Source organism: Pseudomonas sp. 21LCFQ02 (genome assembly GCF_024129895.2).
In the GTDB taxonomy this organism is placed as follows: Bacteria; Pseudomonadota; Gammaproteobacteria; order Pseudomonadales; family Pseudomonadaceae; genus Aquipseudomonas.
In genome coordinates this window covers 4667789-4682144 of record NZ_CM178749.1, presented here as the reverse complement: position 1 = coordinate 4682144, position 14356 = coordinate 4667789, and the positions used below count along the sequence as shown (strand labels likewise).

General features: G+C 62.5%; 9 protein-coding genes. 3 read left to right on the top strand and 6 right to left on the bottom strand.

What is annotated here, in order from left to right; genetic code table 11:
- The first annotated feature begins 292 nt into the window (after nt 1-292).
- Nucleotides 293-1438, top strand: a complete 1146-nt coding sequence (gene macA, locus NJC40_RS21255) for a macrolide transporter subunit MacA (RefSeq protein WP_045491638.1) — start codon at nt 293-295, stop codon at nt 1436-1438.
- 2 nt (nt 1439-1440) lie between these two features.
- Nucleotides 1441-3408 carry a MacB family efflux pump subunit gene (locus NJC40_RS21250; protein WP_045491636.1) on the top strand — a complete coding sequence of 656 codons (1968 nt, stop codon included), beginning with the start codon at nt 1441-1443 and terminating at the stop codon, nt 3406-3408.
- A gap of 228 nt (nt 3409-3636) precedes the next feature.
- Here NJC40_RS21250 and NJC40_RS21245 read toward each other — a convergent pair whose 3' ends face one another.
- Nucleotides 3637-4335: a helix-turn-helix transcriptional regulator gene (locus NJC40_RS21245; RefSeq protein WP_253142783.1), complete on the bottom strand. Its 699-nt coding sequence runs from the start codon at nt 4333-4335 to the stop codon at nt 3637-3639.
- Between the two features lie 641 nt (nt 4336-4976).
- On the opposite strand from NJC40_RS21245, the gene NJC40_RS21240 reads away from it, so the two are divergent.
- The gene (locus tag NJC40_RS21240) at nt 4977-5585 is read left to right on the top strand and encodes a S1 family peptidase (RefSeq protein WP_253142784.1); all 609 of its coding nucleotides are present in this window, start codon (nt 4977-4979) and stop codon (nt 5583-5585) included.
- A gap of 344 nt (nt 5586-5929) precedes the next feature.
- On the opposite strand, the gene NJC40_RS21235 is transcribed toward NJC40_RS21240, so the two are convergent.
- From NJC40_RS21235 to NJC40_RS21215, 5 genes are all read right to left on the bottom strand, one after another.
- Complete coding sequence (locus NJC40_RS21235) at nt 5930-7327, bottom strand: efflux transporter outer membrane subunit (RefSeq protein WP_045491629.1); 1398 nt, start codon at nt 7325-7327, stop codon at nt 5930-5932.
- On the bottom strand, nt 7327-10518 hold the full coding sequence (locus tag NJC40_RS21230; RefSeq protein ID WP_045491627.1) for an efflux RND transporter permease subunit: 3192 nt from the start codon (nt 10516-10518) through the stop codon (nt 7327-7329). The genes NJC40_RS21235 and NJC40_RS21230 overlap by 1 nt, the downstream gene beginning before the upstream one ends.
- 12 nt (nt 10519-10530) lie before the next feature.
- Nucleotides 10531-11772 (bottom strand): multidrug efflux RND transporter periplasmic adaptor subunit MexE, encoded by a 1242-nt coding sequence (gene mexE / locus NJC40_RS21225; protein WP_253142785.1) that lies wholly within the window; start codon nt 11770-11772, stop codon nt 10531-10533.
- A 225-nt stretch (nt 11773-11997) separates the two neighbouring features.
- On the bottom strand, nt 11998-12903 hold the full coding sequence (gene folD / locus NJC40_RS21220) for a bifunctional methylenetetrahydrofolate dehydrogenase/methenyltetrahydrofolate cyclohydrolase FolD (RefSeq protein WP_045491623.1): 906 nt from the start codon (nt 12901-12903) through the stop codon (nt 11998-12000).
- A 116-nt stretch (nt 12904-13019) separates the two neighbouring features.
- Nucleotides 13020-14165 carry an MFS transporter gene (locus NJC40_RS21215; RefSeq protein WP_045491621.1) on the bottom strand — a complete coding sequence of 382 codons (1146 nt, stop codon included), beginning with the start codon at nt 14163-14165 and terminating at the stop codon, nt 13020-13022.
- Nucleotides 14166-14356: the final 191 nt, after the last annotated feature.

Here is a 14356-nt window from a genome sequence, read left to right as displayed (position 1 = left end):
GGGGGAAAACCGGCATGGATGCCGGTTTAGCCGCACCGGGCCATGGATGGCCCATTGCGGCGGCCCCCTGGAATGGCGCCTGCGCGAGGGAACCCCGAAGGGGCCAAACCCGGAGCAAGCGGTTTGGTTACTTTGCCGCAACAAAGTAACCCGCCCGTCGGGGCGGAACCCGAGGTTCAGGCACCGGTATTTCGGATCAATCACAAGACCGCAAGACCACCAATCAGCAATCAGCAAACAAACCCACAACACCTCAGCAACACCCATGCAAAGCCTGGAACGGTAGTGATCTATGCAAACCTCAACATTGCGCAAAACCGCGCTTGGCCTGGCCCTTGCCGTAGCGGCTGGCCTGGCTCTGTACGCCATACAAGCACCTGCCGACGCCCCTCAATACCTCAGCGCCCCGGTCGAACGCAGCGACATCGAAAACGCCGTGCTGGCCAGCGGCACCCTTGAAGGCATCAAACAGGTTGACGTCGGCGCCCAGGTCTCCGGCCAGCTCAAGTCCCTCAAGGTCAAACTCGGCGACAAAGTCCAGAAAGGCCAGTGGCTCGCTGAAATCGACCCACAGATCCTGCGCAATACCCTGCAGCAAGCGCAGATTGCCGAAGAAAACCTCCAGGCCCAACTGCGCGCGACCGAAGCGCAACTGAAGAAAACCCGACGCATTTTTGAACGCTACACCATTCTTGAAAGCGGCTCGTCCATCTCTCGCCAGGAATTCGAGAACGCCGAATCCGACCACGAAGTGCAGCAGGCCAACCTGCAATCGCTCAAGGCCCAGATCAAAGATGCGCGGATCCAGATCGATACGGCCAAAATCAACCTGGCTTACACCCGCATCAACGCGCCCATCGACGGCGATGTTGTCGCGATCGTCACCCAGGAAGGCCAGACCGTCATTGCCAACCAACTGGCACCGGTCCTGCTCAAACTCGCTGACCTCGACACCATGACCGTCAAGGCTCAGGTCTCCGAGGCTGACGTCATCCACATCAGCCCCGGCCAGCAGGTGTACTTCACCATTCTTGGTGAAGACAAACGCTACTACGCCACCTTGCGCGGTATCGAACCGGCCCCGCAGGACTTCCAGAAGGCCGACAGCGAGAGCGCCAAACAGAACGTCGCGGTGTTCTACAACGCCCTGTTCGACGTGCCCAACCCCGGCCACCGCCTGCGCATCGCCATGACTGCCCAGGTGCATATCGTGCTCGACACCGCCAAGGCGGTACTCAACGTGCCGGTGGCCGCCCTCGGAGCGCGCAGCGCCGATGGCAGCTACAACGTGCGGGTGCTGGACGGCAAAGGCCTGGCCCAGAGCCGCAGCGTCCAGACCGGCATCAATAACAACGTCAGGGTCGAGATCAAATCCGGCCTGGCTGAAGGCGATCGGGTGGTCATTGGCGACCCGATCAACGCCAACAAGGACACCTGAGCATGGCGCACGGCAAGCAACCTTTGCTGCACCTCAAAGGCATCACCCGCAGCTTCATGGCCGGCGACCGTGAGTTCATTGCCCTCAAGGGCATCGACCTGAGCATCCATGCCGGCGAAATGGTCGCCATCATCGGTGCCTCGGGGTCGGGTAAATCGACGCTGATGAACATCCTCGGCTGCCTGGACCAACCCAGCGCCGGCAGCTACCGGATCAATGGCCAGGAAACCCGTGAGCTCGATGATCAGGCACTGGCCGAATTGCGCCGTGACTACTTCGGTTTCATCTTCCAGCGCTATCACCTGTTGCCGCACCTGAGCGCGATGCACAACGTCGAAATGCCAGCGATCTATGCCGGCACCGCGCCCGAAGAACGGCACAGCCGGGCCCGGCGGTTGCTCGAACGACTGGGCCTGAGCGGCCATGTGCATCATCGCCCCAGCCAGCTGTCCGGCGGCCAGCAGCAGCGGGTGAGTATCGCCCGGGCGCTGGTCAACGGCGGGGAGGTGATCCTGGCGGACGAACCCACTGGCGCACTGGACACCACCAGCGGCAAGGAGGTCATGACGATCCTCCAGGAGCTGCATGCTGCCGGGCACACGGTCATTCTGGTGACCCACGACCCCAAGGTGGCCGCCAATGCCGAGCGGATCATTGAGGTCAGCGACGGGGTGATCATCAGCGACCGGCGCAACGATGCTCAGCTTTCGGCGCATGACAAACCGGCGACCGAGCAGCCAGCGGCGGGGGTTGCACGGCGCATGGTGGCCAGCGTCGGTTTGTTCAAGGAAGCGTTCCGCATGGCCTGGGTGGCGCTGATCTCGCATCGCATGCGCACCTTGCTGACCATGCTCGGCATCGTTATCGGCATCACCTCGGTGGTGTCGATCTCGGCCATCGGCGAAGGTGCCAAGCGCTACGTGCTCAAGGACATTCAGGCGATCGGCAGCAACACCATTGATGTGTACCCCGGCGCCAGCTTTGGCGACAGCCGGGCGGCGGCCATCGAGACCTTGCAGCTTTCGGACGTGCAGGCGCTGGGGCAGTTGTATTACGTGGACAGCGCAACGCCAGTGGTCAACCGCAACCTGCTGCTGCGCTATCGCAATATCGACCTCGATGCCCAGGTCAACGGGGTCAGCGACAGTTATTTCCAGGTGCGCGGGATCAAGATGGAGGCGGGTATCACCTTCAGTGAAAGCGATGCCCGGCGTCAGGCCCAGGTGGTCGTGATTGATCACAACGCGCGCCAGCGGTTGTTCGGCAACACGATCGACCCCTTGGGTCAGGTGATCCTGATCGACAACTTGCCGGTGACGGTGATCGGCGTCACCGCCGACAACAAGAACATGTTCGCCGCCAGCAAGGCCCTGAACGTCTGGGTGCCTTACCAGACCGCCGCCGGCCGGCTGCTGGGCCAGCGCCACCTGGACAGCATCAGCGTGCGCATCCGCGATGGTCAGCCAAGCAAGCTGGTCGAAGAGAAAGTCACCGAATTGCTGCAGCAGCGCCACGGCACCAAGGATTTCTTCACCAATAACCTCGACAGCATCATGCAGACCGTGGAGAAAACCAGCCGCTCACTGGCGCTGCTGTTGTCGCTGATTGCGGTGATCTCATTGCTGGTGGGCGGTATCGGGGTGATGAACATCATGCTGGTGTCGGTGACCGAGCGGACCCGGGAAATCGGCATTCGGATGGCAGTCGGCGCGCGTCAGTCAGACATCCGCCAGCAGTTTCTGGTCGAAGCGGTGATGGTCTGCCTGTTGGGCGGGGCGATTGGGATCTCGCTGTCCTACGGGCTCGGGCATCTGTTTACGGTGTTCATCAAGGAGTGGGAGATGGTGTTTTCGGGCGGGGCAATCATCACCGCCGTGGCCTGTTCGACCCTGATTGGTGTGGTGTTCGGCTTCGTCCCGGCGCGCAACGCGGCGCGCCTGGATCCGATTGATGCGCTGGCGCGGGATTGATCGAATGCTGTTTGGCAGAAGCGGCCAAGCGGCGATCCGCTTTGGCCGCGAAAGCTTCGCCGCTAAAGCGGCTCTCATCAAACAACATTACAAACCATTGATTTTTAATGGTTATTCCGTAGGAGCTGCTTCAGCAACGAAGGCTTCCCGGCTAAAGCGGATCGCCGCCCGGCCGGTCCTACGGGGTCCGTGTTTGCTGCGCGAGAGCGCGGCGCAGAGGCGGCAGCGTTATTGAACGTACGGCTCACCAGCGAGCGGTGTGTCGTCTGCCGAGTACATCCAGCGTTTGAGTGAATGCCGGCCACTGATGCCCAGTTTGATCGAGGCGCGTTTAAGATAGCTTTCGATGGTATTGACCTTCAGGTCCAGCTGAACAGCCAGCTCCGGTGCGGTGCGCCCGGCCAGCAGGCCGACACAGACTTCCATCTCGCGGGCCGACAGTTTCAGGCCGCTTTGCTGCAGGCGTTCGATGAAGCGCAGGCGCAGCGTTTGCGGTTCACTGCTGTCATCGACTGGCGCTTGAGTATCGGCCGGTTGCACGGCGCTGATGTGTTTTTCGACCATGGGCAGCAACAGCGGCGAGATATCCTGCAGCAGCGTGCGCTCCTGGGCCGAAAAGCCCTGCGGCTCGCGGCTGCGGTACAAGGAAATTTCGTAGCGGAAACCGTCCTTGTGGCGGCTCAGATGCAGTTGCGCGGCCTCTGTGTGCGACGCGGTTGGCGTCTGCTCGGCATGGGCCGAAGCGCAGAAGTCGATTTCGTCGGGGGAGCTGGCCTGTTGCACCGGGTCCAGTGGCAGGCGGCGAATGTGCGTGGCATCGATGGCCAGATGACTGTGGATCAGATCATGCAGCATGCGCGGAAAATGCCGGCTGCCGGTACTGGCAATGACCTTGCCGAGGTGAGGGAACAGCGCACGTGAATTCATCGTTTCATCCCTGAGTTACAAGTGTCGTGATTAGTGCGCGCGATCAGCCTGGCCCATGCGCGTAGATTGGGAACAGGCGGGGCGGGGCACGACGTCATGCAGGGCCAGAGACTTCTCGGGCAGAGGATACATAGGCAGGTCCTTCTAACAGGGGGGGTAAGTGCTAATGCCGCAGAACAACAGCATAACCGTTTCTGGGTCGGTATTACTCATTTAAAGGTTCTAAGCATAGCGTTTTTGGTCTTGGCTAGTTTTAGTGGGTGGCTGTAATTTTCCATGTTTAGTTGGGGTTATTACACCTTACAGTAAAGTGCATTACCGATTTATGTTGGTGAACCTGATACTCCAGGAAAGCCCCGGATGACGTCCGGGCACAGTGTCCGGCTTACCGTTTGTCGCCTTTTCAGTCATTTTTTGTAAGCTGCCACGCACCCGCCAGAGCGCGGTACCAGTGGCCCCGGCGGTTTGCCTGATGAGGCCAGACGGCAATTGGCACAGCCGACCAGCGGCGCGTGATGGCATATTGATTTGATAGTAGCACAGTGACATATTTGCGCCGTCTTCATCTCCTGCCGTGAGTCAAAATGATTTCCTGCAAGCCTCTATTGGCAGCATTCATGCTGCTGGGTGGTTGCAATGGAATGTCCACCGCGTTAACCAAGGATCCCATTCAAGAACAGGCATTTCTCGTCCATGCTGGCGGGCCGTTGTCATTATTGATGATCGGTACCGCAGTGCAGTGGAACGATGACTATGCCGTTACGGTAAAACACTTGCCGTATTTACCGGGCGCGGTATTCCAGGGCCGTGGCGATGTGCAGTTTTTCCGCCACAAGGCTGAACAGGCGCCGGTATGGCGCCAGTACAAACCGGGTGAGCAAGTCACCGCGGTGGGTTTCAACTCGATGTATCTCCCGACTCAGGGGCAGGGCCATGCGCTCAGTGCCATGGTGCGTCTGGATGCCAATGATGGGGGAGTGATGTACGCCACCCACAATGGCCCTACCGTCAAGGGGATGTCGGGCGGACCGGTGTTTGCCGCCGATGGTCAGGCGGTGGGCATCAGCGTGGCCTATCTGGAAGGCGACGACCTGCAGATGCTCAAACGTGCCGACTTGCCGGCGCAAGCCCAGGTCAGCATTTTCCTGCCGTACTCGGAAATCAACCGCGAATGGCAGCGCTTTCAGACCCAGTTGCAGGCCAAGGCCAGAGCGGTGCCGGCGCCGGTGGGTTTGACGGCGGCGCGGTAAGCCACCGTGTGGCTTTTCGTGCCAATGGCTGGGTCCAATGTAAGGATCGTTGCCGCGGTTGTCTGAACTGCGGGTTTCGCCCCGACGGGCGACCCTATTTTGTGCTTGGCAAAATAGGGGAAAACCGCTTGCTCCTGGTTTGGGTCTGCCCTGCGGGCAGACTTCCCTCCGTCCGGCGCCGATTCGGGGGCCGGCGCGATGGGCGTCCTGCCCAGCGCACCTGAAACCGACATCCATGTCGGTTTCTCCCCCGAATCGACGCCTACCCTCGGCCTGCACCCAAGTCGCGTTCGGCGGTGTCAGTACTATCTCGGTTCGAGCAGCAAAAACAAGAAGCCGGGCCATCAGGCCCGTTGCCAGCCGCCGCCCAGGGCTTTGTAGATGGCGACGATCCCTTCATACAACTCGATCTGCGCTTGAGCCTGGGCGTCTTCGGCAGCCAGGCGCTCACGCTCGGCGTCGAGCAGCACCAGAAAATCCGCCGTGCCTTCGCGGTACTGCACCGAGGCCAGACGGGCCGCCTCGCGGCTGGCGTTGCTCTGGCGCAGCAGGGCGAGCAGGCGCTGTTGGCGTTTGTCGTAATCGCTGAACGCATTCTGCGACTCTTCAAGGGCCAGCAATACCTGCTGCTCGTAGCTGGCCAGCGCGCCTTCGGCGTCGGCGTCGGCACCGCGAATCCGGGCGCGGACGCTGCCCAGGTCGAAGGCCGCCCAGGTGATGCTCGGGCCCAGGCTCCAGGCCTTGGCCGCCTGGGAGCCGATCTGCGAACCGCGCCCGGCGGTAAACCCCAGGAAACCGCTGAGGCTGACCCGTGGGAACAGGTCGGCAGTGGCTACGCCAATGCGTGCGGTGGACGCCGCCAGTTGCCGTTCGGCGGCCCAGACGTCAGGCCGCTGGCGCAACACCTGGGTCGGATCACCGACGGCCAGGGTTTTACTGATCGCTGGCAGCCCGGCCGGGCTCAGATCGACACTCAGTGCATCGGGGCGTTCGCCCAGCAGGGTCGCGATGCGGTTGCGCTGGCGCACCTGTTCGGCCTGCAGTTGCGGCACGCTGGCCTCGACTGCGGCCAGGCGCGCATCGGCGCGCACCACGTCCAGTTCATTTCCCACCCCGGCGTCACGCAGTTGGGTGGTGACGTTGCGCGAGTCCTGCTGGTTTTTCAGGTTGTCGCGGGCAATGGCTTCACGCAGCTGGGCACCGCGCAGGCGGCCATAGGCATCGACCACATCAGCGATCAGGGTCACTTGCAACTGGTACAGCTCGGCTTCGGCCGCCTGCTGGTCGGCATCGCTGGCTTGCAGTTGGCGCTGAATGCGACCGAACAGGTCGACTTCCCAAGCCATGTCCAGGCCCAGATCGTAGCGTTCGCTGTTAACCCGGTCTTCGGTCTGGCCGGGGACCTGGCCCTTGCCGATCTGGCTGCTGGCGCGGCTGGTGATCACCGGCATGGCGTCGTTGCTGACGTCATCGCGGATCGCCCGGGCGGCCTTGAGGCGCGCGAACGCCACCCGCAGGTCACGGTTGCCGGCCAGAGACTGCTCGACCAGTTTGTTCAGGGTCGCATCGTCGAACTGTTGCCACCAGTTGGCGGCGCTGCGGCTGCGGTCATAGGCCGCCTGGGCGCCAGCGGCCTGGGCGCTGGCGTCAGCTGTGGTCGGGGCCTTGTAGTCCGGGCCGACGGCGCAGGCCGCCAGCGCCAGCACCAGCAAGGAAGGGGCGAAGAGTTTCAGGGCACTCATCAATGCGCCTCCACGGAGTGAGTCGGTTGTTGGGCGATGCGGGCCGCCTTGCGGGCCTCGCGACGCTCGACGAAGTTACGGATCAGCACGTAGAACACCGGGGTCAGCAACAGGCCGAAGAAGGTCACCCCGAGCATCCCGGAGAACACCGCCACGCCCATGGCATGACGCATTTCGGCACCGGCGCCGCTGGACAGCACCAGCGGCACCACGCCCATGATGAACGCGAAGGAGGTCATCAGGATCGGCCGCAGCCGCAGGCGGCAGGCTTCCAGTACCGCGTCCAGCGGGCTGAGGCCTTCTTCCTGTTTGTCCTTGGCGAACTCGACGATCAGGATTGCGTTCTTGCACGCCAGGCCGACCAGTACGATCAAGCCGATCTGGGTGAAGATGTTGTTATCACTCCCTGCAATGATCACCCCGGCAATCGCCGACAGCAGGGTCATCGGTACGATCAGGATCACCGCCAGCGGCAGGCTCCAGCTCTCGTATTGTGCCGCCAGTACCAGGAACGCGAGCAGCACGCACAGCGGGAACACGAACAGCGCGGTGTTGCCGGCCAGGATCTGCTGATAGGTCAGGTCGGTCCACTCGTAGGTCATGCCGTTGGGCAGTTCTGCGCGCAGCAGCTTGTTCATCGCCGCTTCGGCCTGGCCGGAGCTGTAGCCGGGGGCGGCCGCGCCGTTGATTTCAGCGGTGATAAAGCCGTTGTAGTGCATCACCCGGTCGGGACCTGCGGTGTCGCTGACCTTGACGAAGGTCGCCAGCGGGATCATTTCGCCCAGGTTGTTGCGGACCTTGAGCTGACCGATCTGCTCGGCATCCTGACGGAACTGCTGTTCAGCCTGGACGTTGACCTGATAGGTACGGCCGAACCGGTTGAAGTCGTTGGCATACAGCGACCCCAGGTAAACCTGCAGGGTGTCGAAGATATCGCTGATCGCCACGCCGTGGGTCTTGGCTTTCTCACGGTCGATGGCGGCATCGACCTGCGGCACGTTCACCGTGTAGCTGGTGAACAGCCCGGCCAGTTCCGGCACGCTGCGGCTCTTGGCGATGACGTTCTGGGTTTCTTTGTACAGCTCGTCATAGCCGAGGTTGCCACGGTCCTGAATCTGCAGGCGGAAGCCGCCAATGGTGCCCAGGCCCATCACCGGTGGTGGCGGGAAGATCGCCATGTAGGCTTCCTGGATCGAGGCAAACTGGCCGTTCAGCGCACCGGCAATGGCGTTGGCCGATTGGCTCGGGTCCTTGCGTTCATCAAAGGGCTTCAGGGTCACGAATACGATGCCGCTGTTCGGGCTGTTGGTGAAGCCGTTGATCGACAGGCCGGGGAAGGCCACGGCATTGGCCACCCCAGGTTGCTTGAGGGCCATATCGGACATGCGTTTGATCACCTCTTCGGTGCGGTCCAGGCTCGCTGCGTCCGGCAGTTGCGCGAAGGCCACCAGGTATTGCTTGTCCTGGCTGGGCACGAAGCCGGTCGGGGTGGTCGAGAAGCCCAGCCAGGTCAGGGCCATGAGCCCGGCATACACGACCATGGCAATGCCGCTGCGCCGGATCACCCGCGCCACAGTGCCCACGTAGCCATGGCTGGCTTTTTCGAACACCCGGTTGAACGGCTTGAACAGCCAGCCGCCCAGCAGACGATCAAGCAGGCGCGAGAAGCGGTCTTTCGGTGCGTTGTGACCTTTGAGCAGTACCGCCGCCAGGGCCGGCGACAGGGTCAGCGAGTTGAATGCCGAGATCACTGTGGAAATCGCGATGGTCAGGGCGAACTGTTTGTAGAACTGGCCGGTCAGCCCGGAAATGAACGCCGCCGGCACGAACACCGCGCACAGTACCAGCGCCGTGGCGATGATCGGCCCGGTCACTTCGCCCATGGCTTTGTGGGTGGCAGCCACCGGTTCCAGGCCCAGCTCGATGTTACGTTCGACGTTCTCTACCACCACGATGGCGTCGTCGACCACGATCCCGATCGCCAGCACCAGGCCGAACAGCGACAGGGCGTTGAACGAGAAGCCGAACATGTGCATGACCGCAAAGGTGCCGATCAGCGACACCGGCACGGCCGCCAGCGGGATGATCGAAGCGCGCCAGGTCTGCAGGAACAGGATCACCACCAGCACCACCAGAATCAGCGCTTCAAACAGGGTGTGGATCACTGCCTCGATGGAACCGCGGACGAAGATGGTCGGGTCATAGACGATCTCGTAGTCCATGCCCTGCGGGAATTCCTTCTTCAGTTCGGCCATGCGGGCCCGGACCTGGTTGGAAATGTCGATGGCGTTGGAGCCGGGGCGCTGCATGATCGGCAAGGCGACAGCAGGTTTGTTGTTGAGCAGTGAGCGCAGCGCGTACTGACTCGAACCCAGCTCGATGCGCGCCACATCCTTGAGGCGAGTGATTTCACCGTTGGCACCGGAGCGGATGACGATGTTCTCGAACTCTTCCTCGCTGACCAGGCGGCCTTGGGTGTTGATCGACATCTGGAAGCTGGTGGCATTCGGCGACGGTGGCGCGCCCAACTGGCCGGCGGCGACCTGGCGGTTCTGTTCACGGATCGCGTTGACCACGTCAGTGGCGGTCAGGTTGCGCGAAGCGGTCTTGTTCGGGTCCAGCCAGACCCGCAGCGAGTAGTCACCCATACCGAACAACTGCACATCGCCCACGCCATTGAGGCGCGCCAGCTCGTCCTTGATGTTGAGCACCGCGTAGTTCGACAGGTAGAGCATGTCGTAGCGGTCATCCGGCGAGGTCAAGTGCACGACCATGGTCAGGTCGGGCGAGGCCTTGTCCACCGTGATCCCGATGCGCGTCACTTCCTCGGGCAGCTTGGGCTCGGTGCGGGTCACGCGGTTTTGCACCTGCACCTGGGCGTTGTCCAGGTCGGTGCCCAGCGCGAAGGTGATGGTCAGGGTCAGCTTGCCGTCGGCGGTGGCCTGGGAGGACATGTAGAGCATGTTTTCCACGCCGGTGATGGCTTGCTCCAGTGGCGAGGCCACGGTTTCGCCGATCACTTTGGGGTTGGCACCGGGGAAGTTGGCGCGCACCACCACGGTGGGCGGCACCACTTCCGGGTATTCGCTGATCGGTAACTGGAACAGCGAGATGGAACCGGCGATCAGGATCAGCAGCGATAACACGGCGGCGAAGATCGGCCGGGATATAAAGAATGTCGAGAAGTTCATCGGTCGTATCCCTTAACCGCGTGGCGCTGTGACGCTGGCGAGTTTGACGGTGGTCTTGGTGCTGACAGGCGCCATGTTGCTGGCTTCCAGCGCCTCACGTTGTTGGCGCAGGGCGGCGAGGGTCTGGTCGCTGGCCATCGGCGTGACCTGCGGGTCCACCGGCTGGCCGGGACGCACACGTTGCAGGCCCTTGACCACGATGGTGTCGGTCTTGGCCAGGCCGCTGCGCACGATGCGCAGGCCTTCAAGCTTCGGACCCAGCTCCACGGCGCGGTAAGCCGGGGTGTTGTTCTGGTCCATGACCAGCACGAACTTCTTGCCCAGGTCGGTGCCGACCGCTTCGTCCTGGATCAGCACTGCCGAGTAGGTGCCGCTGCCCACCAGCTTCAGGCGCGCATACAGGCCAGGGGTGAAGCGCCCGTCAGTGTTGTCGAACACTGCCCGGCCACGAATGGTGCCGGTGCGCGGGTTGACCTGGTTATCGACGAAGTTCATCTGGCCCAGGTGCGGGTTATCCGCTTCGTTGGACAGGCCCAGATACACCGGGGTGCTCTGGCCGCGCTGACCCTGACGGGCCAGTTCGTTGTACTTGAGGAATACGCGTTCGTCGGCGTCGAAGTAGGCATAGACCTTATCGGTGGAAACGACGCTGGTCAGGGCCGTGACGTCGGCGGTGACGATGTTGCCACTGGTGATCTCGGCGCGGCTGACCCGGCCACTGATCGGTGCGGTAACCTTGGTGAAGCTCAGGTTCAGGCGCGCCAGGTCCAGTTGCGCCTGAATCGCTGCCACGCCGGCCTTGGCTTCCTGTGCCGAAGTGGTCCGCGAATCAGCCAGTTCGGCAGAAATCGCGTTGTTGGCGCGCAGCCGGTCGCCACGCTCGGCTTCGTTCTCGCTACGGCTGGCCACGGCCCGGGCCTGTTGCAGTTGGGCTTCGAGACGGCGCACTTCAGCCTGGAACGGACGCGGGTCGATCTGGAACAGCAGGTCGCCTTTCTTGACCAGCGCGCCGTCGGTGAAGGCCACCTGATCAATCTGGCCGGAGACTCGTGGACGGACCTCAACGGTTTCCGGCGCTTCGAGCCGCCCGGTGAATTCGTCCCACTCGTTGATCGGCTGCTCCAGCACCTTGGCCACACTGACCTTGGGGGCGGCTGGCGCCTGAGTGGCTTCCGGGGCGCGACCACAGGCGGTGAGTACCACCATGGCCAGTGCGGTTAAGGGGTAGCGCAAAAAGTGAAGTGACTGAGCCATGGAGAATCCGCCGCAGGTAAAAAGGGTGATGGGGCGGATTCTGTTGTGCGCGCGGACTATTAACGAATCGAATGGGACGAAGGTTAATATCGATCTGATTGATGTTTACCGACTACTGTTCAGATAAGCACTGCGGACTCGGTGGGAGGGAGCCGGCCGGCCCCTCCCACTAGAACCAAGCTCGGCCGAAAGATCTGGTATTAGCGCTACTGACCAGCATCAATCTTAAACGGCCGCCTCAATCGCCAGCGCTGCCGTCAGAGTATTTTTCATCAGGCAGGCCACGGTCATCGGCCCGACGCCGCCTGGCACCGGGGTGATGGCCGAGGCCACCTGGCTGGCAGCCGCAAAGTCCACATCGCCTACCAGTACCGGCGCGCCGTTGCGTTCGATGCGGTTGATACCGACGTCGATCACCACAGCGCCAGGCTTGATGGCCTCGGCACCGAGCAGTTCGGCGTGGCCGGTGGCGACTACCAGGATATCGGCCTGACGGCACTCGGCATTGAGGTCCTGGGTGCGCGAGTGAACGATGGTCACCGTGCAGTTTTCCTGCAACAGCAGGCTGGCCATGGGTTTACCGACGATGTTCGAGCGCCCGACCACCACGGCTTTTTTGCCGGTCAGGTCGCCGAGTCGGTCCTTGAGCAGCATCAGGCAGCCCAACGGTGTGCAGGGCGTCAGGCCGGGTTTGCCCTGCGCCAGGCGGCCAACGTTGACCGGGTGAAAGCCGTCGACGTCCTTGGCCGGAGCGATGGCGGCGATCACTCGGGCTTCATCGATATGGGCGGGCAGCGGCAATTGCACCAGAATGCCGTGCACGCTGCGGTCATGGTTGAGGATGTCGATCAGTGCCAGCAACTCTTGCTGAGGCGTGCTGCCCGGCAACAGGTGAGGGAACGACTCAATGCCCAGCTCGGCGGCCTTTTTCATTTTGGTTTTTACATAAACCTGGCTGGCCGGGTCGTCACCAACCAGCACCACGGCCAGGCCCGGTCCTCGCTGGTAAGTGTCACGAAACGCTCGGGCACCCTCGGCGACTTCCTGACGCACCTGCTCGGCAAAGCGCTTGCCGTCGATGATTGCCGCCTGGGTGGGCGAGGAGAGGTCGCAGGTGTGTGAGGTGGTCATTGCCGGGTCTTCCGCTGCGGGGTTGGAAAGTTGCCAGACGATGAATCGTTACGCTGAATATCAACGCTGGCAAGCCGCTCATGGTCGCGGCCATGAGCGGTGTCGTCAACTCCCCCTTAGCCGGCCGTCTTGCCGCGTACCGCCGCCACATACACCAGCAAGCCCAGCAGCGCGGTGGTGGCGCCGACGAAGCCGGTCGAGGTCCAGCCCCAGCCGGCGGCGATGGCCATGCCGCCCAGCCACGGCCCCAGCGCGTTGGCCAGGTTGAACGCGGCATGGTTGGAGGCCGCAGCGAGGGTTTGCGCGCCCTTGGCGATGTCCATCAGCCGGGTTTGCAGCACCGGACCGAGGGCGATCATGGTGCCGACACAGGCAATGCCCGGCAGCAGGGTCCAGATCGACTGCGCCGCCAACGGGAAAGCCAGCATCACCACGATCGACCAGACCAGTACGATGCCGATCGCCTGCACGCCGTAGCGGTCGAACAACCGCCCGCCGACGATATTGCCCAGCACCGCGCCGGCGCCGAAACTGGCCAATGCTGCCGGAATCCAGTTTGGCGAAGCGCCGGTGACCTGCAGCAAGGTGGGCGCCAGGTAGCTGAACACGCAGAACATGCCGGCAAAGCCGACCGAGGCGATCAGCAGCAAGACGCCAATCTGTGGCTGGAAGAACGCTTTGAGTTCACCGCGCACGCTGCTGGCTTCAGGCTTCGGCCCACCCGGCAGCAGGGCGTACACCAGCATGCTGGTCAGCCCGGCAATTACCGCCACCACCACAAAGGCGTAGCGCCAGTCGAGGATCTGCCCCAGCCAAGTGGCCAGCGGGTTGCCGATCAGGATCGCCAGGGTCAGGCCCATCATCACTGCACTGACCGCCGCGCCGCGTTTGTGCAATGGGCTGATGGCCGCTGCAGCCAGGGCGGCGACGCCAAAATAGGCGCCATGTGGCAGGCCACTGATAAAGCGCGCCAGCAGCGCGCCGTGGTAATCGCTGACCATCGCGCTGGCCAGGTTGGCGACGCCGTAAAACAGCATCAGCGCCACCAGCAGGGTCTTGCGTTTCAGGCGGCTGCCGAGAATCGCCAGCACCGGGGCGCCGATCACCACGCCCAAGGCATAGGCGCTGATCAGATGGCCGACCTGTTGCTCGGTGATGGCCAGCCCCCGGGCGACTTCCGGCAGCAAGCCCATAATCACGAATTCGCTGGTGCCGATGGCGAAACTGCCCATCGACAGGGCGATCAGAATCAGCAGGCGCATGCCGGAGGAGGGGGTGTTTTCATTGCTTGTTGACACGGATGAACCTCATTACAACGGTGGTACGCAAGACAGCGAGGCCGGGCACCATACGGCATCAGGCCCGCACCGTCATGTGGGCACCTCTAAAAACTACCTGCGTTGCCATCGCGTTGTTGAAATCAGGCTCAAAATGCTCATTTACAACCCGTAAA

Bases quoted from the DNA above. Each gene is read 5' to 3' on its own strand.
- macA (WP_045491638.1), top strand. From the start codon at position 293: ATGCAAACCTCAACATTGCGCAAAACCGCGCTTGGCCTGGCCCTTGCC.
- NJC40_RS21250 (WP_045491636.1), top strand. From the start codon at position 1,441: ATGGCGCACGGCAAGCAACCTTTGCTGCACCTCAAAGGCATCACCCGC.
- NJC40_RS21245 (WP_253142783.1), bottom strand. From the start codon at position 4,335: ATGAATTCACGTGCGCTGTTCCCTCACCTCGGCAAGGTCATTGCCAGT.
- NJC40_RS21240 (WP_253142784.1), top strand. From the start codon at position 4,977: ATGTCCACCGCGTTAACCAAGGATCCCATTCAAGAACAGGCATTTCTC.
- NJC40_RS21235 (WP_045491629.1), bottom strand. From the start codon at position 7,327: ATGAGTGCCCTGAAACTCTTCGCCCCTTCCTTGCTGGTGCTGGCGCTG.
- NJC40_RS21230 (WP_045491627.1), bottom strand. From the start codon at position 10,518: ATGAACTTCTCGACATTCTTTATATCCCGGCCGATCTTCGCCGCCGTG.
- mexE (WP_253142785.1), bottom strand. From the start codon at position 11,772: ATGGCTCAGTCACTTCACTTTTTGCGCTACCCCTTAACCGCACTGGCC.
- folD (WP_045491623.1), bottom strand. From the start codon at position 12,903: ATGACCACCTCACACACCTGCGACCTCTCCTCGCCCACCCAGGCGGCA.
- NJC40_RS21215 (WP_045491621.1), bottom strand. From the start codon at position 14,165: ATGCGCCTGCTGATTCTGATCGCCCTGTCGATGGGCAGTTTCGCCATC.